Annotated in this window: 20 protein-coding genes; 10 read left to right on the top strand and 10 right to left on the bottom strand. The window is 63.7% G+C overall.

Features of this window, described 5'->3' with window-relative positions:
- Window positions 1–25 precede the first annotated feature (25 nt).
- The 4 genes from S7S_RS02405 (at window position 26) to S7S_RS02390 (ending at window position 3,263) form a co-directional block, all read left to right on the top strand.
- Window positions 26–1,015, top strand: a complete 990-nt coding sequence (locus S7S_RS02405; protein ID WP_008739611.1) for a serine/threonine protein kinase — start codon at window positions 26–28, stop codon at window positions 1,013–1,015.
- A gap of 197 nt (window positions 1,016–1,212) precedes the next feature.
- Window positions 1,213–1,734 carry a JAB domain-containing protein gene (locus S7S_RS02400; protein ID WP_008739610.1) on the top strand — a complete coding sequence of 174 codons (522 nt, stop codon included), beginning with the start codon at window positions 1,213–1,215 and terminating at the stop codon, window positions 1,732–1,734.
- Between the two features lie 194 nt (window positions 1,735–1,928).
- Window positions 1,929–2,663 carry an SDR family oxidoreductase gene (locus tag S7S_RS02395; protein ID WP_008739607.1) on the top strand — a complete coding sequence of 245 codons (735 nt, stop codon included), beginning with the start codon at window positions 1,929–1,931 and terminating at the stop codon, window positions 2,661–2,663.
- A 15-nt stretch (window positions 2,664–2,678) separates the two neighbouring features.
- Entirely contained in the window at window positions 2,679–3,263 is a 585-nt protein-coding gene (locus S7S_RS02390) for a 2-hydroxychromene-2-carboxylate isomerase (protein ID WP_008739605.1), read from the top strand.
- Between the two features lie 262 nt (window positions 3,264–3,525).
- Here S7S_RS02390 and S7S_RS02385 read toward each other — a convergent pair whose 3' ends face one another.
- The gene (locus S7S_RS02385) at window positions 3,526–4,461 is read right to left on the bottom strand and encodes an alpha/beta fold hydrolase (protein ID WP_052269198.1); all 936 of its coding nucleotides are present in this window, start codon (window positions 4,459–4,461) and stop codon (window positions 3,526–3,528) included.
- Window positions 4,462–4,595: 134 nt separating this feature from the next.
- Between S7S_RS02385 and S7S_RS19925 the strand changes: the two genes are divergently transcribed.
- From S7S_RS19925 to S7S_RS02370, 3 genes are all read left to right on the top strand, one after another.
- Complete coding sequence (locus S7S_RS19925) at window positions 4,596–5,024, top strand: DUF1294 domain-containing protein (protein ID WP_008739322.1); 429 nt, start codon at window positions 4,596–4,598, stop codon at window positions 5,022–5,024.
- A gap of 8 nt (window positions 5,025–5,032) precedes the next feature.
- Window positions 5,033–5,722, top strand: a complete 690-nt coding sequence (locus S7S_RS02375; RefSeq protein WP_008739323.1) for a pseudouridine synthase — start codon at window positions 5,033–5,035, stop codon at window positions 5,720–5,722.
- Window positions 5,723–6,246: 524 nt separating this feature from the next.
- Entirely contained in the window at window positions 6,247–7,521 is a 1,275-nt protein-coding gene (locus S7S_RS02370) for an OmpP1/FadL family transporter (RefSeq protein ID WP_035205677.1), read from the top strand.
- Window positions 7,522–7,584: 63 nt separating this feature from the next.
- Here S7S_RS02370 and parC read toward each other — a convergent pair whose 3' ends face one another.
- The 7 genes from parC to thiC form a co-directional block, all read right to left on the bottom strand.
- Window positions 7,585–9,819 carry a DNA topoisomerase IV subunit A gene (gene parC, locus S7S_RS02365; RefSeq protein ID WP_035205692.1) on the bottom strand — a complete coding sequence of 745 codons (2,235 nt, stop codon included), beginning with the start codon at window positions 9,817–9,819 and terminating at the stop codon, window positions 7,585–7,587.
- A gap of 89 nt (window positions 9,820–9,908) precedes the next feature.
- Complete coding sequence (gene parE / locus S7S_RS02360) at window positions 9,909–11,795, bottom strand: DNA topoisomerase IV subunit B (protein ID WP_008739327.1); 1,887 nt, start codon at window positions 11,793–11,795, stop codon at window positions 9,909–9,911.
- A 49-nt stretch (window positions 11,796–11,844) separates the two neighbouring features.
- Window positions 11,845–12,432, bottom strand: a complete 588-nt coding sequence (locus S7S_RS02355; RefSeq protein WP_008739328.1) for a YqiA/YcfP family alpha/beta fold hydrolase — start codon at window positions 12,430–12,432, stop codon at window positions 11,845–11,847.
- A gap of 98 nt (window positions 12,433–12,530) precedes the next feature.
- Window positions 12,531–13,343, bottom strand: a complete 813-nt coding sequence (gene cpdA, locus S7S_RS02350) for a 3',5'-cyclic-AMP phosphodiesterase (RefSeq protein WP_008739329.1) — start codon at window positions 13,341–13,343, stop codon at window positions 12,531–12,533.
- A gap of 254 nt (window positions 13,344–13,597) precedes the next feature.
- On the bottom strand, window positions 13,598–14,104 hold the full coding sequence (locus tag S7S_RS02345) for a DUF1249 domain-containing protein (RefSeq protein WP_008739330.1): 507 nt from the start codon (window positions 14,102–14,104) through the stop codon (window positions 13,598–13,600).
- Window positions 14,105–14,138: 34 nt separating this feature from the next.
- Window positions 14,139–14,762 (bottom strand): NUDIX domain-containing protein, encoded by a 624-nt coding sequence (locus tag S7S_RS02340; RefSeq protein WP_008739331.1) that lies wholly within the window; start codon window positions 14,760–14,762, stop codon window positions 14,139–14,141.
- Window positions 14,759–16,639, bottom strand: a complete 1,881-nt coding sequence (gene thiC, locus S7S_RS02335) for a phosphomethylpyrimidine synthase ThiC (RefSeq protein ID WP_008739332.1) — start codon at window positions 16,637–16,639, stop codon at window positions 14,759–14,761. The genes S7S_RS02340 and thiC overlap by 4 nt, the downstream gene beginning before the upstream one ends.
- Before the next feature lie 333 nt (window positions 16,640–16,972).
- Here thiC and S7S_RS02330 point away from each other — a divergent pair, with 333 nt between their 5' ends.
- Entirely contained in the window at window positions 16,973–18,358 is a 1,386-nt protein-coding gene (locus S7S_RS02330) for a TolC family outer membrane protein (protein WP_008739333.1), read from the top strand.
- Window positions 18,359–18,459: 101 nt separating this feature from the next.
- On the opposite strand, the gene waaA is transcribed toward S7S_RS02330, so the two are convergent.
- Entirely contained in the window at window positions 18,460–19,728 is a 1,269-nt protein-coding gene (gene waaA / locus S7S_RS02325) for a lipid IV(A) 3-deoxy-D-manno-octulosonic acid transferase (protein ID WP_008739334.1), read from the bottom strand.
- A 118-nt stretch (window positions 19,729–19,846) separates the two neighbouring features.
- Between waaA and S7S_RS02320 the strand changes: the two genes are divergently transcribed.
- Together S7S_RS02320 and S7S_RS02315 are read left to right on the top strand one after the other, a co-directional pair.
- Window positions 19,847–21,067, top strand: a complete 1,221-nt coding sequence (locus S7S_RS02320) for an FAD-dependent oxidoreductase (RefSeq protein ID WP_008739335.1) — start codon at window positions 19,847–19,849, stop codon at window positions 21,065–21,067.
- Window positions 21,064–21,855 carry an aldo/keto reductase gene (locus S7S_RS02315; RefSeq protein WP_008739336.1) on the top strand — a complete coding sequence of 264 codons (792 nt, stop codon included), beginning with the start codon at window positions 21,064–21,066 and terminating at the stop codon, window positions 21,853–21,855. Before S7S_RS02320 ends, S7S_RS02315 begins: the two co-directional genes overlap by 4 nt.
- Before the next feature lie 95 nt (window positions 21,856–21,950).
- Here S7S_RS02315 and hldE read toward each other — a convergent pair whose 3' ends face one another.
- Window positions 21,951–23,384, bottom strand: a complete 1,434-nt coding sequence (hldE, locus tag S7S_RS02310; RefSeq protein WP_008739337.1) for a bifunctional D-glycero-beta-D-manno-heptose-7-phosphate kinase/D-glycero-beta-D-manno-heptose 1-phosphate adenylyltransferase HldE — start codon at window positions 23,382–23,384, stop codon at window positions 21,951–21,953.
- Window positions 23,385–23,436: the final 52 nt, after the last annotated feature.

The following is a 23,436-nucleotide window of genomic DNA, read 5'->3' as shown; positions in this document are numbered from 1 at the left end:
CGCTTTCTGCCCCGCAGGTGACACCATGGATCAGCCCGTTTCCCACCCGTTCGATGCCCTCTCACCGGACGTGCTGCTGGATGCGGTGGAAAGCCTCGGCTACGTCACCGATGGCCGCCTGCTGGCCCTGAACAGCTATGAAAACCGCGTCTGGCAGGTCGGGCTGGAGGACCAGACCCCGATCATCGCCAAGTTCTACCGCCCGCAGCGCTGGAGCGAGGCGCAGATTCTTGAAGAACACGCCTTCAGCTTCGAGCTGGTGGAACACGAGATGCCCGTGGTGGCGCCGCTGCGCAACGAGGCCGGCGACAGCCTGTTCCGGCATGGCGATTTCCGGTTTGCGCTGTATCCGCGCAAGGGCGGCCACGCGCCAGAGCTGGCCAATCCTGACCATCTGCTGATCCTCGGCCGCTTTCTCGGCCGGCTGCACAACATCGGCGCCATCCGCCCGTTCGAACACCGCCCGACGCTGACCAGCCAGGAATTCGGCCACGAGGCCGTGGCGTACGTGAGCGAGCATTTCGTGCCGAGCGACCTGAAGACCTCGTTCGATTCCCTCGCCCGCGACCTGCTGCAGGCCGTTGATGCGGTCATTGCCAGCGTCGGGCCGGTGCAGCGGCTGCGCGTGCACGGCGACTGCCATGTCGGCAATGTGCTCTGGCGAGACAATGCCCCGCATTTCATCGACCTGGACGACGCCCGCATGGCGCCGGCGGTGCAGGATATCTGGATGCTGCTCTCCGGCGAGCGCGACCAGCAGGCCCGGCAACTGGCGGAAATCCTCGAAGGCTATGAAGAATTCCGCGACTTCCAGAACATCGAACTGCGCCTGATCGACGCCCTGCGCACCCTGCGCATGCTGCATTTCAGCGCCTGGATCGCGCGCCGCTGGGACGACCCGGCGTTCCCGAAAGCCTTTCCCTGGTTCGACAGCCCACGCTACTGGGGCGAGCAGATCCTGACGCTGCGCAACCAGATGGCGGAACTGAACGAGCATCCCTTGCCGCGTCTGTAGCGGCATCATCGCCTCCGCCAAAGGGCAATCTTGGCGTTTTTGCATCAAATTTATGTTGAGATATTTTGCTCTCTGCGCAAAATAGACCCTGCGGCACGGCGTCACCCGGGACATGCTTCTGACGATAACAACAACCACCCGGACGTGATGATCAGGGAAGCCGGCCGCCGGCAATGAACTGTCAGGGAGTCAAAACCATGCATGCACCACCGTTTCGGCGAAACGAGCTTGGTCTGGTACAGACCACCCGTCCGGTCACGCCGGATGAACTGATCCATTACGCGGGCGACCTGCTGTGCGCTGACCTGCGCCAGCGCCGCAGCCTGAAAGACCCGGTCGAAGCGCGGGAATTCCTGCGCTTGCGCGTCGCCAACCAGACCCGCGAGGTGTTCGGTGTGGCGTTCCTCGACAACCGGCACCGATTACTGCACTTCGAGATCATGTTCCAGGGCACCATCAGTTCCACCACCGTGCACCCGCGCGAAATTGCCCGGCGTGCGCTGGAGTTGAATGCAGCGGCAGTGATCCTCACCCACAACCATCCCTCCAACGATCCAGAGCCCAGCATGATGGACTACGAGATCACCCGACGTATCAGCGACACCCTCGCCCTGGTGGATGTGCGCATCGTCGATCATCTGGTCATGTGCCGCGACAGCTCGGTCAGCCTGTCCGACCGGGGCTGGCGCGACGACGGCCTGCACAAACCGCCACGCTGAGCTTTTCTTTCCGCAAAAATGGCGTTTTCGCCATAACCGCTCTTGCGCATCACCCGGCCAGGTTCCTCTCCAGTCCCCAGTGGCCGGCGTGATGCGCCCTTCCGCCACCCTTTGCGTTCCGGGGCAGGTCAGGCTTGACAGGTTCTTTTTAGGAACTGACTATCAGGACACTCGCCACAAGACCGGGGAACTCCATGACAGACTCCGCACGCGAAGCCATTCTGGTGGTCGGTGCCGGTGACGCTACCGGCGCCGCCATCGCCCGCCGCTTTGCCCGCGAAGGCTACATCGCCTGCGTGGCCCGGCGCAGCGCCGACAAGCTCACCCCGCTGGTGAACCGCATCGAGGCAGACGGCGGCCAAGCGCGGGCGTTCGCCTGCGATGCGCGCCGCGAAGAAGACATCCAGGCCCTGTTCGCGACCATCGAACAGGATGTCGGCCCACTGGCGGCCGTGATCTTCAATATCGGCGCCAACGTCTGGTTCCCGATCACCGAAACCACCGAGCGGGTCTACCGCAAGGTCTGGGAAATGGCCGCGCTGGCCGGCTTCCTCACCGGCCGCGAAGCAGCGCGGGTGATGCTGCCACGGCAACGCGGCACCATTATTTTTACCGGCGCCACCGCCTCCCTGCGCGGGCGCGCCCATTTCGCCGCCTTTTCCGGCGCCAAGTTCGCATTGCGCGCGCTGGCCCAGAGCATGGCGCGCGAACTCGGCCCGCAGGGCATCCATGTGGCGCACCCGATCATCGACGGCGCCATCGACACCGCCTTCATCCGCGACACCTTTCCCGACCTGTACAACAAGAAAGCGCAGGACGGCATCCTCAACCCCGAGCATATCGCCGACACCTACTGGCAGATTCACTGCCAGCCTCGTGATTGCTGGGTACACGAACTCGACCTGCGACCCTGGCAGGAAACTTTCTGATACGGAGCCTCAGGCATGAGCAAACAGGTGGAATTCTTCTTTGATTTCGGCAGCCCCACCGCCTATCTGGCCTGGACGCAGCTCCCGCGCATTGCCCGGGAGGCCGGCGCGGAGATTGTCTGGCGGCCGGCCCTGCTCGGCGGCATCTTCAAGGCCACCGGCAATCAGTCGCCGGTGATGATCCCGGCCAAGGGCCGTTACATGACACAGGACCTGGCGCGCTTTGCGCGGCGCTATGGCGTGCCGCTGGCGTTCAATCCGAATTTCCCGATCAACACGCTGCCCTTGATGCGTGGTGCCGCAGGCTATCTCGGCACGCCGGAGTTCGAGACGTATATGAAAGCCGTTTACGAGGCCATGTGGGTGACGCAGAAAAACATGGGCCAGCCCGAAGTGATCGCCAGCGTGCTGGCAGAAGCCGGGCTGGATGTGGCGGATTTCCAGCAGCGCATCGGGGATGAACAGTTCAAGGCACGGCTCAGGGACTTTACCGACGACGCGGTGGCGCGCGGCGCGTTTGGCGCGCCGACGTTTTTTGTCGAAGGGGAAATGTTCTTCGGGCAGGACCGCCTCGACTTTGTCGCCGAGGCGCTGCGCTAGGGAACCTCTGAATAACTCCCCGGTGGTTCTGGCTTTCCGGGCGGCACCTGATCAAGGCGCGACTTCGAAGGCATAGCGGGCTACGTCGAGAAGTCGCAACGCGGAGCAGGTGCCGCCCGGACAGCCCCGCAGGGCGGGCGCTACAGCACGCATTAGCCGCGTTGCGTCGCTTGGCAAGGGCGATGCCATTGCCGGCGCGCCGCGCCTTGCTACTGCATGCTGTAGCGCCCGCAGAACCACCGGGGAGTTATTCAGAGGTTCCCTAGGCCCGCCGCGCAGTCTCCTCGATCAACTGCGCAATACGCGGCAGCAGCGACTCCGGCATGTCATGGCCCATGTTCGGGATCATGACCAGTTTCGCCCCCGGAATGTGTCGTGCCGAGGCACGACCGCCGGCGGGGCGGATCAGCGGATCGACACTGCCGTGGATCACCGTCACAGGGCAGCGAATCTTCTTCACATAGCGGGTCAGGTCGCCGGTGGCCAGGATCGCCATGAACTGCTGGCGGATACCGCGCGGGTGCAGGCCCCGCTCCCAGCTCTCGCCGAACATCTGCTCCATCAGCGCATCGCCCTGCGGCAGCCGGCCGCCGATGGTACGCATCATCTGCCGCCCGAACTCGATGTACTGCTCACGGTTTTCGATACGCACGCGCGGCGCCACCAGCCCTTTCAGCGCGGCCGGTTTCGGCGGCGGCAGCCAGCGGCTGTTGGTGCCGGACATGATCGAGGTCAGGCTGAGCACCCGCTCCGGCCGCGTGGCCGCCATCAGCTGGCCGATCATGCCGCCCATGGACGCGCCGATCAGGTGTGCCCTGTCGATACCCAGGGCATCCAGCAGGGCGCAGGTGTCGTCCACCATATCGTGCAACGTGTACGGCACGGTCAGTTTCAGGCCCAGCATGGAGCGGGCAATAGCCGCCAGCGGTGAATGCCGGATCGGCGCGCGCAGGTGCGTGGACAGGCCGACATCCCGGTTATCGAACCGGATCACCCGGAAGCCCTGCGCCGCAAGCTGGTCCAATAGTGGCGCCGGCCAGAACACCATCTGGGCCGACAGCCCCATGATGAACAGCAGCGGCGTACCGTCGACCGGCCCGCGCTCGTCATAAAAGAGTTCGATACCCTGCGGCGTAGTGATGCGGCCGCTGCGTGGAGGGGTGGCCAACTGGGCCACGGCAGTTTCTGCAGTCGTCATGGGCGAAAACAGTATGAGAATGCACTCATCGCGGCAAGACGGACCAGCACGATTGGCCCAACTGGCCGCCGTGCATTGCTCACTCGATCGAACCGGGGCAGCATGACGCCCAACTCCCAATGCACGGATACCGGATGAACCAGACCCGCCGCGAACCACCCCTGTGGCCCGCCGTCACCAGCGTGACGCTGCTTTCACTGCTGGTGCTGGCGGCACTGGGCAGTGCATGGACACTGCACTTTTCACCGCGACTGGATCGCGGCCTGCTGATCGCCATGCTGTATGGCGCCAGCAGCCTGTTGTGCTTTCTGCTCTACGCCCGCGACAAACATGCCGCCCGCCAGGGCGGCTGGCGCACACCGGAAAAACACCTGCAACTGCTCGCCCTGCTCGGCGGCTGGCCCGGTGCCCTGCTGGCGCAAAAACTGCTGCGGCACAAATCGCGCAAGGCCTCCTTCCAGCGCCTGTTCTGGGGCATGGTGGCCCTGAACCTGCTTGGCGCGCTGTTACTGCTTTTTCCTGAAGGCCGCGCAGTCGTGGTTTCCCTGCTGCGCTCGCTATAATGCCCCCCATGCGCCTTGATTATTTTCTCGCCCACGCCACCGGCCTCAGCCGCAAACAGGTGAAACAGCTCATCAGCAGCGGCGCCGTGACCGTCGAAGGCATCGCCCGGCCAAAATCCGGCCACCTGCTGCGAGGCGAATCCGTGCGCCTGCACGGCGAGCTCGTGCGCCTGCCCGGCGAGCGATATCTGATGCTGCACAAACCCGCCGGCGTGGTCTGCTCCACGGATGATCCACAGCATGCCTCCGTCCTCACGCTGCTGCCGCCGGATCAACGTCGCGACCTGCGCATCGTCGGCCGCCTGGATATCGACACCACCGGCCTGCTGCTGCTCACCACCGACGGCCAGTGGTCACACCGCATTACCTCGCCGCGCACCCATTGCCCGAAGCGCTATCGTGCCACGCTCGCGGCGCCGCTGAACGAACACGCACTGCAGCAACTGCGCGACGGTGTCGTACTGCACGACGACCCGACACCGACACGCCCTGCACTGGCCGAAATGATCGACGACACCGTTTTGCTGCTCACCCTCACCGAAGGGCGCTACCACCAGGTCAAGCGCATGCTGGCAGCGGTGGGCAATCGTGTCGTTGCACTGCATCGGGAAGCAATCGGGCCACTGACACTGGAGGCCGATCTGTCACCGGCGATGTTCCGCGCGCTCACGGACAGCGAAGTGGCAGCACTTGCGTAAAGCACACCCTGTTTTCTTTGAGTTGAAAATACGTTCCTCACATGTCGACGCTCTGCCCTTCACTTTTTTCTGTCGCCTTTGCACAACCGTATAGATAAAAGTTCACTTGGTAAAAAGTGTAAATTTGCACTTTCCCCCTATGACCGACACGTCATGCCGCATAGTAGAGTGACACTCAGTGCATGCTGCAGGCCGCATCGGCAGTGACCGATTAGTCCGCGCAAATTACGCGGAGATTTTTCAGCAATGGACGCTGACATACGGTTTCAGAAAGGTACAATTGCCGCGTTTCACCAGCACTGCTCGGGCCAGGGTGGAACACTCGCCGCATGCCTCCGCCACAACGGATTTCTGCCCCGTTGTACGCGGACCAGCACGTCACAGTACGGCATCACGACTCTGCGGAGTTCGGGCCACGCTGCCACGGAAGAAGACCGGTACAGGATGTCCCCTGTATTTCGCATTGCGTCAGAAAACCCACATCGCGGGCTCTCCCGCTCTCGGAAGCTATCAGGACAATACCGATGACAAGAATTTTCTCGCTACCCACGGTTACAGCGATCTCCGCCGCCATCGCCACCGCGCTCAGCGCACCGGCCATGGCCGGTGGCCTGTCGCTCAACGAACAAAGCGCCAGCGGCATGGGTACCGCCTACGCCGGCCGCGCGTCTTCCGCGCTGGATGCCAGCACCGTGTTTGGCAACCCGGCCGGCATGTCGCGGCTCACGGCGCAGGCCAGCGGCGGTTTCGCCTTTATTGACGCCAATATCGACATTAAGGATGCGAGTGGCGCCGCGACAGGCACCAACAAGGGCGACATGGTCCCGTTCAAGACCATTCCGTTCGGTTACTACGTCAACCCGCTGAATGATGACTGGCACTTCGGTATCGGACTTTACGCGCCGTTCGGTGGCGATGCCGACTACGAAAGTACTTTCCAGGGCCGCTACAAGGGCACCACCACCCAAATTCAGGTGGTGACCGTGCAACCGACGCTGAGCTACCGCATCAATGATCGCGTCTCCGTCGGCGCGGGCCCGACCATCAGCCGCATCGATGGCACGCTCGGCTTCAACCTCGATACCACCCTGCTCGGCGGCGGTGATGCGGAAGTGGAAAGTTCCGGCCACGACTACGGCGTCGGCTACAACATCGGCGTTATCGCCGACGTGACCGACAACACCACGGTTGGCCTGACCTATCGCTCCAAAACCGATTTCGAGCTGCGCGGCGAAACCAAGGCGCGGGATCTGCCCCCGGCAGGTGCTGGCCTGGGTCTGATCAACGGCGACTATCGCGGAAAGCTGGATTTCACGGCACCGGAAACGGCTGAATTTTCTGTCACCCATCGCCTGACAGATCAGTGGACCCTGCACGGTGGTGCCGTGTGGACCCGCTGGGATCGCCTGGACCGCATCGTGATCAACAACAGTGGCGCTGTGGGCGCGCTGGAGCAGTTGAATGAAGAAGTGCAGTGGCGCAACACCTGGGCTTATGCAGTGGGTGCCGCCTACCAGGTCAATCCGAACTGGGTACTGCGCGCCGGTGTCGCACTGGATGAAGCGCCGGCCACCAACGAGTTCCGCAGCGTGCGCACGCCGTACGGTAACCGCAAGGTGGTATCGCTGGGCGCAGGCTGGTCGCCGACACGGCACCTGACCGTCGATGTGGCCTACGCCTACCTGCGCGAGAGCGAGGCGGACGTCAATCAGCCGACGGAAAACCTGCGGCCTGGCTATGCGGCCACTTATGAAACGGAAGCACACGGCGTCTCTGCCCAGTTCACCTACAAATACTGAGCTGTCGCCAAAAAAAACGCGGGCTTCGTGCCCGCGTTTTTTATGCCCCGACAATCTGCCGTTTTACTTCTTCTCGATCGCCATACTGTCAACGTTCTGGAACCCGCGCGGCAGCTTCGCGCCACGGCGACCACGCTCCCCGAAGTAATGCTCCAGATCAGATGATTTCAGGTTAAGGTGACGGCGGCCGGCATGGATGGTCAGCGTATCTTCCGGCGACAGCACCTGGACCGCCTGCACAAACTCCACCCGGTCCTGTACCCGCGCCGAGGGAATCGACATCATCTTGTTGCCTTTGCCACGCGGCATTTCCGGCAACTCTTTTGCCGGGAACACCAGCAGCCGCCCTTCGTTGGACAGCACGGCGATCAGCGCCTGTTCCATGTCAGTCACCGCCTGCGGATGCAGGACACGGCTGCCTTTCGGCACGGTCAGCACGGTCTTGCCACCCTTTTTGTTTGCCTGCAGGTCCCCCAGACGGGCGATAAAGCCGTACCCTGCATCCGTCGCCAGCAGCCAGGCTTCCTTGTCCTGCCCCATCAGGGCGGCAACGAAGTGTGCGCCGCTGGGCGGGCTAAGGCGGCCGGACAGAGGCTCCCCCTGCCCCCGCGCAGAGGGCAGCGTGTGGGACGGCAGTGAATAACTGCGCCCGGTGCTGTCGAGGAAACAGGCAGGCTGGTTGGATTTGCCCAGCGCGGCGGACAGGAAGCTGTCCCCGGTCTTGTAGCTCAGCGAGGTCGGGTCCACGTCATGGCCCTTGGCGGCACGCACCCAGCCTTTTTCCGACAGCACGACGGTGATGGCGTCTGCCGTCATCAGTTCGGTTTCATCCAGCGCCCTGGCTTCTTCGCGCCGCACCAGCGGTGAACGGCGGTCGTCGCCAAATTTCTCGGCGTCTTCTTTCAGTTCCCTGGCCACCAGGTTCTTCATCTTCGCCATGGAACCCAGGGTTTCGTTCAGCCAGTCACGCTCTTTCGACAGCTCGTCCTGCTCGCCACGGATCTTCATTTCCTCAAGCTTGGCAAGATGACGCAGCTTCAACTCGAGAATGGCTTCAGCCTGACGGTCACTGATGCCGAAGCGCTCCATCAGTACCGGCTTGGGCTCGTCTTCAAAGCGGATGATGCGGATCACTTCGTCGATATTCAGGAACGCCACCAGCAGGCCTTCGAGAATATGCAGCCGGTCCTCGACCTTTTCCAGCCGGAATTGCAGGCGACGGCGCACGGTGATCATGCGGAACTGGAGCCATTCGTTGAGAATGGTATCCAGCGACTTCACCCGTGGGCGGCCGTCGATGCCGATCATGTTCAGGTTGACGCGGTAGTTCTTTTCCAGATCGGTGGTGGCAAACAAGTGGCCCATCAGTTGCTCGACATCGATCCGGTTCGAGCGCGGCGTAATGATCAGGCGGGTCGGGTTCTCGTGATCCGACTCATCGCGCAGGTCGCTCACCATCGGCAGCTTTTTCTTCTGCATCTGGTCGGCGATCTGCTCCAGCACCTTGGCGCCGGACACCTGGTACGGCAGCGCGGTGATAACGATGTCGCCTTCCTCGCGCTCCCATACAGCACGCTGTTTGATGCTGCCTTTCCCTTCCGCATACATGCGGATGATGTCGTTGCGCGGGGTAATGATTTCCGCCTCGGTGGGGAAATCCGGCCCCTGGATGAATTCCATCAGGTCATCCAGCGAGGCGCCCGGGTCTTTCAGCAGATGAATACAGGCGCTGGTCACTTCGCGCAGGTTGTGCGGCGGAATATCCGTGCTCATGCCCACCGCGATGCCGGTGGTGCCGTTAAGCAGCACGTTCGGCAAACGCGCCGGCAGCAGCTTCGGCTCATCCAGCGTACCGTCGAAGTTCGGCACCCATTCCACCGTGCCCTGGCCCAGCTCGGACAGCAGCACCTCGGCATAGGGCGCCAGCCGGGATTCGGTATAGCGCATGGCCGCGAAGGATTTCGGATCGTCCGGCGAGCCCCAGTTGCCCTGGCCATCCACCAGCGGATAGCGGTAGCTGAACGGCTGCGCCATCAGCACCATGGCTTCGTAGCAGGCCGAGTCGCCGTGCGGGTGGTATTTACCCAGTACATCACCGACGGTACGCGCGGACTTCTTGTACTTGGCGGTGTTCTTCAGCCCCAGCTCGCTCATCGCATAGACGATGCGGCGCTGCACCGGCTTCAGGCCATCGCCGATGTGCGGGAGCGCGCGGTCGAGAATCACGTACATGGAATAATCCAGGTACGCCTTCTCGGTATAGTCGCGCATGGAAATCTTTTCGAAATCGTCAGCCATCTTGGTCACTCTCAGACGCCTTCACGGCATCACTTTTCGGCAGTTTCTTTAAAGCGTCGGACGTCGGACGTCGGACGTCCGACGCTTTTTCAAATCTCGGCCAGATTACCCTTGGTTTCCAGCCAATCCTTGCGGTCGCCCGCGCGTTTCTTCGACAGCAGCATGTCCATGATCTGGTGTGTGTCGTCATCGCCCGTGATCGACAGTTGCACCAGCCGGCGGGTATCCGGGGCCATGGTGGTCTCGCGCAGTTGCAGCGGGTTCATTTCACCCAGGCCCTTGAAGCGGGTAACCTGCACCTTGCCTTTCTTTTTCTCCGCCGCGATGCGGTCCAGAATGCCCTGCTTCTCTTCGTTATCGAGCGCGTAGTAGACGTCCTTGCCGATATCGATCCGGAACAGCGGCGGCATCGCCACGAACACATGCCCTTCGCGCACCAGTGACGGGAAATGCTGCACGAACAGCGCGCACAGCAGCGTCGCGATATGCAGGCCATCGGAGTCCGCATCCGCGAGGATGCAGACCTTGCCGTACCGCAGGCCGGACAGATCATCCAGACCCGGCTCGATGCCCAGCGCCACAGCAATGTCGTGGATTTCCTGCGAGCCCAGCACTTCGGTGGACTCCACTTCCCAGGAATTCAGGATCTTGCCGCGCAACGGCATGATCGCCTGGAACTCACGGCTGCGCGCCTGCTTGGCGGAGCCGCCGGCAGAATCCCCTTCCACCAGGAAGATTTCCGTCCGCGCCGGATCATCGCTGGCGCAGTCCGCCAGCTTGCCGGGCAATGCCGGGCCGCTGGTGATTTTCTTGCGCGCGACTTTCTTCGCCGCGCGCAGCCGTTTCTGTGCGTTATTGATACACAGCTCGGCCAGCTGACCGGCTTCGTCCGTGTGCTGGTTCAGCCACAGACTGAAGGCATCCTTGACCACACCGGAGACGAACGCTGCCGTGGCACGTGAACTCAGGCGTTCCTTGGTCTGGCCGGCGAACTGAGGGTCCTGCATCTTGACGCTGAGCACGTAGCTGGCACGGTCCCAGATATCTTCCGGAGAAAGCTTCACGCCACGCGGCAACAGGTTGCGGAATTCGCAGTATTCGCGCATGGCGTCCAGCAGCCCGGCGCGCAGGCCGTTAACGTGCGTGCCGCCCTGCGCGGTGGGAATCAGGTTCACATAGGATTCAGTGACCAGCTCGCCACCTTCCGGCATCCACACCACGGCCCAGTCCACCACTTCGGTGTTGCCGTGCATGGCGCCGGTGAAGGGTGCCGACGGGATTTTCTCCCAGCCCCGCGTCGCATCGTCCAGGTATTCCACCAGGCCGTCGGCGTATTGCCAGGTTTCTGTCTCGCCGCTGTTTTCATCTTCCAGGATGACTTCCAGGCCGGGACACAAGACCGCCTTGGCGCGCAACAGGTGGCGCAGCCGTGGCACGGAAATTTTGGGCGAGTCGAAGTACTTTTCGTCCGGCCAGAAACGCAGTTGCGTGCCGGTGTTGCGCTTGCCGACAGTGTCGATCACTTCCAGGTCGGAGGTCTTGTGGCCGTCGGCGAAGGTCATGCGGTGTACCTGGCCATCGCGGCGCACCTGCACTTCCAGTTTTTTCGACAGCGCGTTCACCACCGACACACCCACACCGTGCAGGCCGCCGGAGAACTGGTAGTTGTTGTTGGAGAACTTGCCACCGGAGTGCAGCGTGGTGAGGATCACCTCGATGCCGGGCATCTTCATCTGCGGATGCATGTCCACCGGCATGCCGCGGCCATCATCCTCGACTGACACCGAGCCATCCTTGTACAGCACGACGCGCACGCGGCGCGCATGGCCGGCCAGTGCTTCGTCAACACTGTTGTCGATCACTTCCTGGGCAAGGTGGTTCGGGCGGGAGGTATCGGTGTACATGCCCGGGCGCTTGCGCACCGGGTCGAGGCCGCTGAGGACCTCGATATTCTCGGCAGTGTAGTTATTGCTCATTGCTGTCCTTCGTGAAACTGTCCTTCGTGACGAGGCGAGGCCACGCCACTCACAGGCTGATGCCGCAGAAACGCAACACTAGCGGAATAAAGGCATCGAAGTCATCAAAGCCGTGGCTGCCACCCAGGCCACGGTACAGGTGGCAGTCGGCATACAGCTCCCAGGCATCGCGCCAGTCCAGGGTATCGTCGCCGGTCTGCAACAGCACCAGCAGTTGTTCAGGCCGGGCGATATCCCCGGCATCGTAATGGCGCAGCTGGCTGACCCATTCGGCGTCGAAGTGATAACGCTCGCCAGTATGGTAGTGCGCCACCTCACCCACATGCGCCTGCAGCAGATCCCACGGCCGCACGGCCGGGTTGATGAGCACTGCGCGCAGGTCGTGGTGCGCCGCCAGCCAGGTGGCATAGAAGCCGCCCAGGGAGGAGCCCAGCAACGCCACCGGGCCGGCTCCGGCCAGCGTACTCTCCAGTACAGCCATGGCCCGGCGCGGCTCCGGCGGCAACGCCGGCACATGCAGCCGCGCCGCCGCGCCGCGCTCACTGAACCAGCGCACCAGCTGTTGCGCCTTCCAGGAATCCGGCGAGCTGTTGAAGCCGTGGATATACACCAGTGAGGTCTGATCGGAAGTCATCATGCCCAGGCCAGTCAGGGAATCGACCGATGGTACCACGCCCCCGGGGCGGGCCGCAGGACGGGTAGAGCGAATGCGGAACCCGGCCTGCGCGGTGCGCCTCAGTACCCCTTGACGGAAAGATCCACCTCGAACTCGACCCCTTCCACGCGCGAGACCGCCGTCTCAATGCGCCCGTCGGCGTGCAGGTCGAACCATCGGTAACCCGGCGCGGTATCATCCACGGCGAAATCATCGCTGCCCGGCTTGAACTGCACGCAGGTGGAAGGCACCGCAAACAGCTTCACCCCGTGGCGCTCGCCGCTGAACTCCTGATGCACATGCCCCCAGATCACGGCACGCACGTTCGGATGGCGGTCGATGACCTCGAAGAACCGCCCTGCACTGGCCACCACCTGGGTATCCAGCCAGGCACAGCCCATCGGCACCGGATGGTGGTGCAGGCAGATCATGACATGCTCGGTACGCGCCCCGGCCAGCGCCCGCTCCAGGAAGGCGAGGTCGTCTTCATACAGTTCGCCCGGCACTTCGCCAGGGATGGTGGAATCCAGCAGCACGAAGGTCCAGGCCCCGAACTCGGCCACGCAGGGGCTGACCTGGGAGCGATCCGCCTGCAGCGCGGCAAGCATGGGCGCGGGTTTGTCGTGATTGCCTTCCAGCCAGTAGGTTGGCGTGTTGAAGCCGGCCAGGGCGCGCTGCAGACGCTCGTAGGACGCCTGCGAGGCGTCCTGGGACAGGTCGCCGGTCGCCAGTATCAGATCGATACGGGGCTGCTCGGCGCGAATGAGTTCAAGCACCCGGTCCAGGCTGAATTGCGTTTCCAGCCCGAGCAACTTCCCTGATTCCTCCGCGAACAGGTGGCAGTCGGATAACTGCACCACGCGCAGAGGATGATGATAGGCCAACTGGCTCAAGTCCCCGCTCCCTCCCGGCGTTTTCGTTCTGGCAATGTCACTGCTGGCTGCGTGTGCCTGTTGTTCTCCGGCGCAGTGAAACCCGCGCCAGTCGCACGCTCCCCCCCGGAAGCGTCGCAGGACGACCAGTAGGCTGCGTGGTCGCAGCCCGAAGCATCACTTATAAACCAAAGACCGCGCTGATTTCTAGCGAAGGGCGCACACTGCCATGAAGTGAATTGGCGCACGCAGAAACTGCGTGCCCGCGCGCATTTTCACGCACCGGAAGGTTGTCCCGCCCAGGCGCTGCGGGCCACGCCGCCATGTTCCACCAGATGACGCAGCCATTCGGCCAGGAAGCGGTTCCATTGCAGCTTTTCGTCGCGCTGGTGCATGTCGGTGTTGGGATAGTCGTGGCGGGCCTGTACACGGCGGTAGGGACGTGCGGCGGTGACCTCGGCGCTGCGTGCATCGTGGTACAGGCGCACGGTCAGGGCCGGGCCCGGCAACAGGCTGTGCAGGGTTTCCTGCTCCAGCTCCAGCATGGTGGTGTAGCGGCAGCGCTCCAGCACGCGCAGCACCAGCCGCCTGGAGGCCTGGTTGCCGTGCGGCAGCGACAGATGCGCCTGGTCGTCATCGCCCAGCAGGCGCATCAGACGCATCAACTGGCCATAGTTGGCTTCGCACTGGGTCATCATCTCGCGCAGGTCGACGCGGTATCGCTGTCGCTGCGCCAGGTCGTCCCGGTCACCACGGTCGACTGGGGGTCTGACCGTGCTCACACTGTTCTCCGCATGGGCAGGGGCTCCGTTCGGGTCAGCGGGCATACTGCCCCCGCAGCCGCTGATGATGCAACATCAGCCAGTGCAGCGCGACCAGGCACGGGGCGTTGTCGAGCTGGCCGGCATCGATCAGCGCGGGGACCTCCGCCATCGGCACGGTGAGCACGCGGATATCCTCGCCTTCGTCCGGCTGGCCGTGAACGCCACCGGCCCCGCTCAGGTCTGTCACCGCAAAGAACAGGCTCAGCCGTTCGTTGCTGCCGCCGGGGCTGGCCAGGTAGCCCGGCAACCTGATCAGCTCACCCAGGCTGATGCCCGCCTCTTCCTGCGCCTCGCGGCGCACCAGATCCTCCAGCGATTCATCGTCCTTGTCCTTGATGCCGGCAATCAGTTCCAGGCACCAGGGCGAGTCACGAAAGTCCAGCGCGCCGACGCGGAACTGTTCCACCAGCAGGATTTCATCGCGCACCGGATCCCACGGCAAGACCGCCACCGCTTCGGTACGCACAAACAGTTCGCGGGTCAGTTCACGGCTCCAGCCGCCATTGAATAACCGATGGCGCAGACGCAGACGATCCAGACGGAAAAAGCCCTCGTAAGGGCTTTCCCGTTCAATGATGTCGACGTCGCTTCGGCTGAACGACGGGCGCTGCGTCACGATTTGGCCTCATGGTAGAGCTGCGACCCCGTCTCGCGGAATTCTGCTGCTTTCTGCTGCATGCCGGCCTCGCTGTCCTGTGCCGCCGCCGTCTCTTGCGCAGCGGCATAGTCCCGCACTTCCTGGGTGATTTTCATGGAGCAGAACTTCGGCCCGCACATGGAACAGAAGTGTGCCACCTTGTGCGCCTGCTTCGGCATGGTTTCATCATGGAAGGCCCGTGCACGGTCCGGATCCAGTGACAGGTTGAACTGGTCTTCCCAACGGAACTCGAAGCGCGCCTTCGACAAGGCGTTGTCGCGCAATTGCGCGCCCGGGTGCCCCTTGGCCAGGTCGGACGCATGGGCGGCAATCTTGTAGGCGATAATGCCTTCTTTCACGTCGTCACGGTTGGGCAGGCCCAGGTGTTCTTTCGGCGTGACATAGCAGAGCATGGCGGTGCCGTACCAGCCGATCATGGCCGCGCCGATGGCGCTGGAGAGATGATCGTAGCCCGGGGAAATATCGGTGATCAGCGGCCCCAGGGTGTAGAACGGCGCTTCATCGCACCATTTGAGCTGCTCTTCCATGTTCGCCTTGATCATGTGCATCGGCACATGGCCCGGGCCTTCGATCATCACCTGCACGTCGTGTTTCCAGGCAATCTTGGTCAGTTCCCCGAGCGTGCGCAGTTCGCTGAACTGCGCTTCGTCGTTGGCGTCAGCAATACAGCCGGGGCGCAGGCCATCGCCGAGACTGAAGGTCACATCGTAGGCCTTCATGATCTCGCAGATGTCTTCGAAATGGGTGTAGAGAAAATTCTCTTTATGGTGCGCCAGGCACCATTTGGCCAGGATTGAGCCACCGCGGGACACGATGCCGGTAATCCGCTTCGCCGTCATCGGCACATAGCGCAACAGCACACCGGCGTGGATGGTGAAATAGTCCACGCCCTGCTCGGCCTGCTCGATCAGGGTGTCTCGGAAGATTTCCCAAGTCAGGTCCTCGGCCACGCCACCCACTTTCTCCAGCGCCTGATAGATCGGCACGGTGCCGATCGGCACCGGCGAGTTGCGCAGGATCCATTCGCGGGTTTCATGAATGTTGGCGCCAGTGGACAGATCCATCACCGTGTCACCGCCCCAGCGGGTGGCCCACGTCAGCTTCGCCACTTCTTCCTCAATGGAGGACGTCACTGCCGAGTTGCCGATATTGGCGTTGATCTTGGTCAGGAAATTACGGCCGATGATCATCGGCTCGATTTCCGGATGGTTGATGTTGGCCGGGATCACCGCGCGGCCACGGGCGACTTCGTCGCGCACGAATTCCGGCGTGATCTCAGCCGGAATGGCGGCGCCGAACGACTGGCCCGGATGCTGCTCCACCGGCAGCCCGGCGGCACGGGCGGCGGCCAGGTTCTGGTTTTCACGCAGGGCAATGAATTCCATTTCCGGCGTAATGATGCCGCGACGGGCATAGTGCATCTGCGATACGTTGGCACCGGCGCGGGCCTTCTGTGGCGTACGGGCGTGCGGAAAACGCAGCCCGGCAGTGGCGATATCGCGCTCACGACGGCGACCGTATTCCGAACTCAGCCCCCCCAACTGCTCCGTGTCGCCCCGCTCGGCAATCCAGGCCGCACGCAGCGGCGGCAGCCCCTGGCGGATATCAATCTTCGCCTCTGCGTCCGTATAGGGGCCGGAGGTGTCGTACACCGCCAGCGGCGGGTTCGGTTCCCGGCTGCCATCGGCCAGCAGCGTCGGGTGCTGGCTGATCTCCCGCATCGGCACGCGCAGGTCCGGGCGGCTGCCGGTGACGTAGATCTTGCGCGAGCCGGAAATCGGCTGGCAGGCCTCTTCGATGGCATGGGAGGAAGCGCTGAGGTAATCGTCCGGCACGGGAGGTCTCCAGTAGTATTCAGCCAGGCCACCGCAGGCAGCCAGGCATCAGGATCGGAATCAGGGCGGGAATCAGCGCCGGCCTCGGCGAGCCCCGGACGCCTGAAAACGCCACTATACGTCAGCGCTACAAAGGCACTCAACCTGACGCAACCCATTGAAACACCTGTACTGCAAGGGCGTCACACCCCATACGGGCAGCACGGCTTGCACAGCCGGCCAGGAAATGACCTGATGGTCCGTCATAACGCAGTAAGGGACACGCCGAAATAATGCAAAAGACCGTGACTTACCAGTACCATTGAGCCTCCGCGAATAACGGGAACCACCATCATGCGCACCAAACGTATCACTTATGCCGCAGCAGCTCTGCTACTGGCGGCAACCGGCGTTGCCCAGGCGGCCACCCTGGCCGATGTCCTTGAATCCGCCTGGCAAGCTGACTCCCAGTGGAGCGGTGCTCTGCGCACCTGGGAAGCCGAACAGGAGAATGTCGTACAGGGCCGTGCCGGCCTGCTGCCAAGCGTCAATGCCAGCTACAGCTGGCTGGACAACGACGTGGAGGTCACCTCCAGCCCCGGCGGCGAAACCGATTTCGAAACACAGACGCTGACCCTCAGCCTGGTTCAGCCGCTGTTCCGGCCGGGTGCCTGGTACGCCTACAAGCAGGCCGACGCCGCCACTTCGGTTGCCGCCGCCAACTTCCAGCAGGCGCGCCAGGATTTCCTGCAACGGGTCGCCACGCAATATTTCGGCGTGCTGCAGAGCTGGGAAAACCTGGTCTCGATTCGCGCAGAAGAGCGCGCCATCGGCCGTCAGCTTGAGCAGACCCGCGAGCGTTTCGACGTGGGCCTGGTGGCCATCACCGACGTGCACGAAGCCGAAGCCGCTTTCGACCTGACCAAGGTTGAGCGCATTCTGGCCGAAGCCGATTTCGATATCGCCCGCGACCGCCTGGAAGCCCTCACCGGCCGCACCTGGGAAAGCCTGGCCGCGCTGCAGGAAGAACTGCCGCTGACCGGCCCGGAACCGGCCAACCCGCAGCAGTGGGTAGAACTGGCCCGGCAGCAGAACCCGACGATCCTGGCCGCGCTGTACCAGAGCGAATCCTCACGCCATTTCGCCAGCCAGCAGGCCTGGGCGCATGGCCCGACGGTGGACCTGGTTGCCCAGCACCAGCGCTACAAGAACGACGCCAGTGGCCCGACCAGCACACTGAACCTGCCGGACACCCGTACCAACGCCTACGGCATTGAAGTGAACCTGCCGCTGTTCCAGGGCGGTGGCGTTAACAGCCGTCGCAAGCAGGCCGCGCTGCAACACGAAGCCAGCCAGGACCTGTACCAGCAGACCTGGCGCGATGTCGGCCAGCAGACGCTAGGCACCTACCGGGTGGTCAGCGCCAACGCCCTGCGCATTCGCGCCCGCGCCCAGGCGATCCGCTCTGCGGATTCCGCCCTGGAAGCGACCCAGGCCGGCTATGAAGTGGGCACCCGGAACATCGTCGACGTGCTGAACGCACAACGCACGCTGTTCGCCGCGCGCCGCGACTATGCCAATGCCCGTTATGAATACATCCTCGACAGCCTCGGCCTGAAAGCCCTGGCCGGCGTGCTGACCGAAGATGATCTGGTGCAGGTGAACAACTGGCTGGCACCGGCCGACCTGGTGGAACTGGACCTGGTATCGGCGGGCACTGACGACGCACTCGACGAATAAGTACTACAGCCATAAAACAAAGGGGCGCCGTGTGCGCCCCTTTTGTTTTATGCGATGAACGAACGCGGCGGGAAGCCCACCCGCCCATTCTCCGGCATGTTTCAGTGTTGCCCCGGCCACACCTCGCCAAGCCGCGCCAGCACCCGTTCCAGCGCACCACCATGGGCCGCCACCACCGCGCGTGCTGCCTCGCCCTGCTGTGCGCGTTTTACGCTGTCATCCAGCAGCAGCAACACCGCCTCTGCCAGTGACGACGCATCCACCACCGTCACCAGCGCGGCCTGCTCTTCCAGCAGTTCCGCCACACGCTCAAAGTTAAATCGGTGCGGCCCACTGATCACGGGCCGCCCCCAGGCGGCGGGCTCCAGCAGATTATGGCCACCCAATGGCACCAGCGAACCGCCCACAAAGGCCACATCGCTGGCGCCGAACAACATCAGCAATTCGCCCATGGTGTCGCCAAGATAGACCGCAGCATCGGCCGTCACCCGTTCACCACTGCTGCGCCGCACCAGCGGCATGCCCGCGCGAACGACCTGTTCCGCCACCTCGTTGAAACGCTCCGGATGGCGCGGCACCAGCACCAGCAACGCGTCCGGCTGCGCGGCACGCACCGTCGCGTGCGCGGCCAGCACCTGTTCTTCTTCGCCCGGATGCGTGCTGGCAGCAATCCATACCGGCCGTGCACCGCATCCTGCACGCAACACGGCAGCGTTTTCGCGCAGCGTGTCATCCAGCACCAGATCGAATTTCACGCTACCGGTGACATGCACCCGTTCGGGCGGCGCGCCGAGTTGCCGGAAGCGATCCGCCTCGGCGTCGGTCTGTACCATCAGTCCCGCGAAACGCTGCAGCATCGGGCGCACCAGCGCACTGAATTTCTGGTAGCCGCGAAAGCTGCGCGCGGACAACCGACCATTCACCAGCCACACCGGCACTGCGCGGCGCGCCGCCGTCGCGATCATGTTCGGCCACAGTTCGGTTTCGAGAATCAGCACCAGCGCCGGGTTGAAGACACGAAAAAAGCGCGCCATGGCGTCCGGCGTATCCCAGGGACAGTAGACGTGCAGCACGCGGTCGCCGAACAATTTGCGCACCTGCTCCGAGCCGGTCGGCGTGGTGGTGGTGACCAACAGCGGCGTGTCCGGATAACGTGCCAGCAGTTCACGGATCATCGGCGCGGCGGCCAGGGTTTCGCCCACGGACACGGCGTGAATCCAGACCGTGTGGCCCGGCTGGCGCGGCAGCCCCAACGCCAGCCGTTCGCGCCAGCGGCCCCGATAGGCCGGTGCACGGCGGCCGCGCCACCACAGGCGGATGAACAGCGCCGGCATCAGGGCGTACCAGAGTCCACTGTAAAGCGTGCGCATGAGGTCGATCCGTCTCCGGCGTGTCGGCAAGGCCGCTATGCTACCATAGCGCCCGCAACCCACGGCCCGCCGCACGGGCCGGATGTTCAGCCGGTGAGACAGGAAAGGATCACTCTGCATGACCGACGCCCCGCAGCACACCAGCACCCCCGTGGACATCGCCATTTTCGGTGGCGGCATCGCCGGTCTGTGGCTGGCCAATCTGCTGACTCAACGCGGCTACTCCTGTGTGCTGCTGGAACGCGACACGCTCGGCGGCCAGCAGACGCTGCTCAGCCAGGGCATCCTGCACGGCGGCCTGAAGTACGCCCTTGGCGGCGCGCTCTCACACGAATCCGAAGCCATCGCCGGCATGCCGGACCGCTGGCGCGCATCGCTGGCCGGCGAAGGTGACCTGGACCTGCGTGGCGTCAGGGTGCTTTCCGATACACAGCATCTGTGGTCCGCCGGATCACTGGCCTCGCGCTTCACCACGTTTTTTGCCAGCCGCATGCTGCGCGGCCGCATCCAGAAACTGAAATTCAATCAGTACCCGTCTGCGCTGCACGACAAGGCGTTTCGCGGCAATGTCTATCGGCTGGACGACCTGGTGCTGGATACCGAGAGCCTGGTGCGCGAACTGGCCGCCCCCATCCAGGACCGCTGCCTGCACATTGACCCGGAAAGCACCACACTGCACTGGTGCGCCGACGGCCTGGCGCGTATTGACCTGCCCGGCCTCTCGCTGACTCCGACCCGCACTCTCCTCGCTGCAGGCAACGGCAACGCGGCGCTGCTGGCCGAAGCAGGCGAGCATGATCTGGCCACCGATATCCGCGCGCAGGCCCGGCCGCTGCAGATGGTGCTGGTGCAGCACCGCATGCCGCACCGTTTGTACGCCCACTGCATCGGCGCCAGCAACAAGCCGCGCCTGACCGTAACCACCCATGAGCAACCGGACGGCGCCCTGGTCTGGTACCTCGGCGGCGATCTGGCCGAGCGCGGCGTGGAGATGACGGAAGACGCCCTGATCCGCGCCGCGCGCGCCGAGCTGGCCGACCTGTTTCCCTGGCTGGATTTCAGCGACGCCGAACTGGCCACCGTGCGCATCGACCGCGCCGAGCCGCACCAGACAGCGCTGGTAAAACCGGACAACGCCTACGCAGAAGCGCGCGGCCGCCTGCTCGTCACCTGGCCCACCAAACTTACCCTGACCCCTGATCTGGGGGACCGGGTTCTGGCACTGCTGGCCCGCGACCAGGCCACACCGGCACATCCCCAGCCGACACTGCCGGCGTCGCTGCCGCGCGCGCAACCCGGCAGGCCCGTCTGGTACCGCCTGTTCGGACACGAAGCATGAGCGATTTCCTGCGCCCGCTGGGCGACACCGGCATCACTGTCTCGGCACTTGGCCTGGGCACCGTCAAACTGGGCCGCGACCAGGGTGTGAAATATCCGCACGGCTTCACTATCCCCGACGACGCGGCCACACGCGCCCTGCTGGACGAGGCCCGTGACCTGGGCATCAATCTGATCGACACTGCGCCAGCCTATGGCACCAGCGAGGCACGGCTGGGACAGCTGCTCTCGCAACGACAGGACTGGGTGATCGTGTCCAAGGTGGGCGAGGAATTCGACAACGGCCAGAGCCACTTCGATTTTTCCCCCGAGCATGTGCGTGCCAGCGTAGAGCGCAGCCTCACGCGACTGCGTACGGACTATATTGATGTGGTACTGGTGCACTCCGACGGCAACGACCTGGCCATCATCGAACAGGCCGGCACGCTGGAGATGCTCGCTGAACTGAAAAGGAAAGGGCTGATCCGCGCCACCGGCATGTCGACCAAGACCGTCGAGGGCGGGCTGGCCACACTGGCCCGCGCGGACATTGCCATGGTCACCTATCAGCTGGGCTATGACGAAGAACTGCCGGTGATTGAACACGCGGCAGCGCACAACAAGGGCATCCTGATCAAGAAAGCGTTCGCCAGCGGGCACCTGTCACACGCGATCACTGACCCGGTGCAGGCCAGCCTGAATCATATCCTCGGCACACCGGGCGTGAGCAGCATCATCGCGGGCACCATCAACCCGGTGCACCTGCGGGAGAATGTGGCCAAGGCACGTATAGCGCTGGGTGCCCACTGAAAGCACGGTGTTTTGTTTTAAGCGTCAGACGTCCGACGTCTGACGTCTGACGCTTAAAAACAAGGCCCCAAAAACCGCAGCGCCGCAGCGCGCTTTCACTGGTCCCTTTCCCGAATACGTTCGACAATCTTGGTCGTGCTGACATCGTCGATAAAATCCAGCACGCGCACCTCACCGCCGTAGCCGGTGACGATATCGGCGCCCACCACCTGATCGACGCTGTAATCCCCGCCTTTCACCAGCACGTCCGGGTGCAGCGCCTGCAGCAGTGGTTCGGGGGTGTCGGTGTGAAACGGCACGACCCAGTCCACCGCTTCCAGCGCCGCCAGCACGGCCATGCGCCGCTCCAGCGGATTGATCGGGCGCCCCGGGCCTTTCAGGCGGCGAATGGAGTCGTCGCCGTTGACCGCTACAATCAGGCGGTCTCCCTGGCGGCGCGCCGTGTCCAGATAGCCCACATGCCCGGCATGAATAATGTCGAAGCAACCATTGGTGAACACGATGCGCTCGCCCTGGGCGCGTGCATCCTCAATCGCCACCTTGAGCTGTTCCGGCGTCATCACACCACGGCCGATCCCGCCTTCCTGGTGCACGGTGCGTCGCAATTCCGGTGCGCTGACCACTGCCGTGCCCAGCTTGCCGACCACAATGCCCGCCGCAATATTGGACAACGCAACGGCATCTTCCAGTGGGCTGCCGGCGGCAAGCGCCACTGCCAGGACAGAAATCACGGTATCGCCGGCACCGGTCACATCGAACACTTCCCGCGCCCGCGCCGGTAGATGCAGCGCCGACTGGTCGCGACGCAGCAGCGTCATGCCTTTTTCGCTGCGCGTCACCAGCAACGCGTCCAGCGACAGGCTCTCCATCAGTTGCTGGCCCTTGCTGACCAGCTCCTCCTCGAAACGCACCACGCCCGCCACGGCCTCGAATTCCGCCAGGTTTGGCGTCAGCAGCGTTGCGCCACGATAACGGGAGAAATCGGTGCCTTTCGGGTCCACCAGCACCGGCACACCGGCGTCGCGCGCCGCCTGGATCAGCGCCTGGCAATCGCGCAGGGCGCCTTTCTGGTAATCGGACAGGATCAGGGCGCCGCAGCCACGCAAGCCACTGCTCACCTGGGCGGTGAACGGTGCGGCATCCAGGTCATGGAAAGGCTCTTCAAAGTCCAGCCGCAGCAGCTGCTGCTGGCGGCTGATCACGCGCAGCTTGGTAATCGTTGGCTGCCCCGGCGCGGTCTGGAAATCACAGCGGATGCCCGCCGCCGCCAGTCGCTCACGCAGAATCGCTTCCGCCTCGTCCCCGCCGGTCACCCCCACCAGCGCAGCGTCGGCGCCCAGGGCAGCAATATTCAGCGCCACGTTGGCCGCGCCGCCAGGACGGTCCTCCATTTCAGTGACCCGCACCACCGGCACCGGCGCCTCGGGCGAGATACGGCTCGTCGGGCCGTGCCAGTAACGGTCGAGCATCACGTCGCCCGCGACCAGCACACGGGCATTGGCAAATACGGGAATCTGCAAACTCTGCATAAAGGGTCCTGCAAGCAGGGCGGCCCACCGGCCGCCGGATGGCGCGCAGTTT

The organism is Isoalcanivorax pacificus W11-5 (assembly GCF_000299335.2).
Taxonomy (GTDB): Bacteria; Pseudomonadota; Gammaproteobacteria; order Pseudomonadales; family Alcanivoracaceae; genus Isoalcanivorax; species Isoalcanivorax pacificus.
The sequence above is the reverse complement of the archived record's forward strand: the minus strand, read 5'-3'. Positions and strand labels throughout refer to the sequence as shown.

Coding starts and splice junctions, on each gene's coding strand:
- S7S_RS02405 (WP_008739611.1), top strand. CDS start 26: ATGGATCAGCCCGTTTCCCACCCGTTCGATGCCCTCTCACCGGACGTG.
- S7S_RS02400 (WP_008739610.1), top strand. CDS start 1,213: ATGCATGCACCACCGTTTCGGCGAAACGAGCTTGGTCTGGTACAGACC.
- S7S_RS02395 (WP_008739607.1), top strand. CDS start 1,929: ATGACAGACTCCGCACGCGAAGCCATTCTGGTGGTCGGTGCCGGTGAC.
- S7S_RS02390 (WP_008739605.1), top strand. CDS start 2,679: ATGAGCAAACAGGTGGAATTCTTCTTTGATTTCGGCAGCCCCACCGCC.
- S7S_RS02385 (WP_052269198.1), bottom strand. CDS start 4,461: ATGACGACTGCAGAAACTGCCGTGGCCCAGTTGGCCACCCCTCCACGC.
- S7S_RS19925 (WP_008739322.1), top strand. CDS start 4,596: ATGAACCAGACCCGCCGCGAACCACCCCTGTGGCCCGCCGTCACCAGC.
- S7S_RS02375 (WP_008739323.1), top strand. CDS start 5,033: ATGCGCCTTGATTATTTTCTCGCCCACGCCACCGGCCTCAGCCGCAAA.
- S7S_RS02370 (WP_035205677.1), top strand. CDS start 6,247: ATGACAAGAATTTTCTCGCTACCCACGGTTACAGCGATCTCCGCCGCC.
- parC (WP_035205692.1), bottom strand. CDS start 9,819: ATGGCTGACGATTTCGAAAAGATTTCCATGCGCGACTATACCGAGAAG.
- parE (WP_008739327.1), bottom strand. CDS start 11,795: ATGAGCAATAACTACACTGCCGAGAATATCGAGGTCCTCAGCGGCCTC.
- S7S_RS02355 (WP_008739328.1), bottom strand. CDS start 12,432: ATGATGACTTCCGATCAGACCTCACTGGTGTATATCCACGGCTTCAAC.
- S7S_RS02330 (WP_008739333.1), top strand. CDS start 16,973: ATGCGCACCAAACGTATCACTTATGCCGCAGCAGCTCTGCTACTGGCG.
- waaA (WP_008739334.1), bottom strand. CDS start 19,728: ATGCGCACGCTTTACAGTGGACTCTGGTACGCCCTGATGCCGGCGCTG.
- S7S_RS02320 (WP_008739335.1), top strand. CDS start 19,847: ATGACCGACGCCCCGCAGCACACCAGCACCCCCGTGGACATCGCCATT.
- S7S_RS02315 (WP_008739336.1), top strand. CDS start 21,064: ATGAGCGATTTCCTGCGCCCGCTGGGCGACACCGGCATCACTGTCTCG.
- hldE (WP_008739337.1), bottom strand. CDS start 23,384: ATGCAGAGTTTGCAGATTCCCGTATTTGCCAATGCCCGTGTGCTGGTC.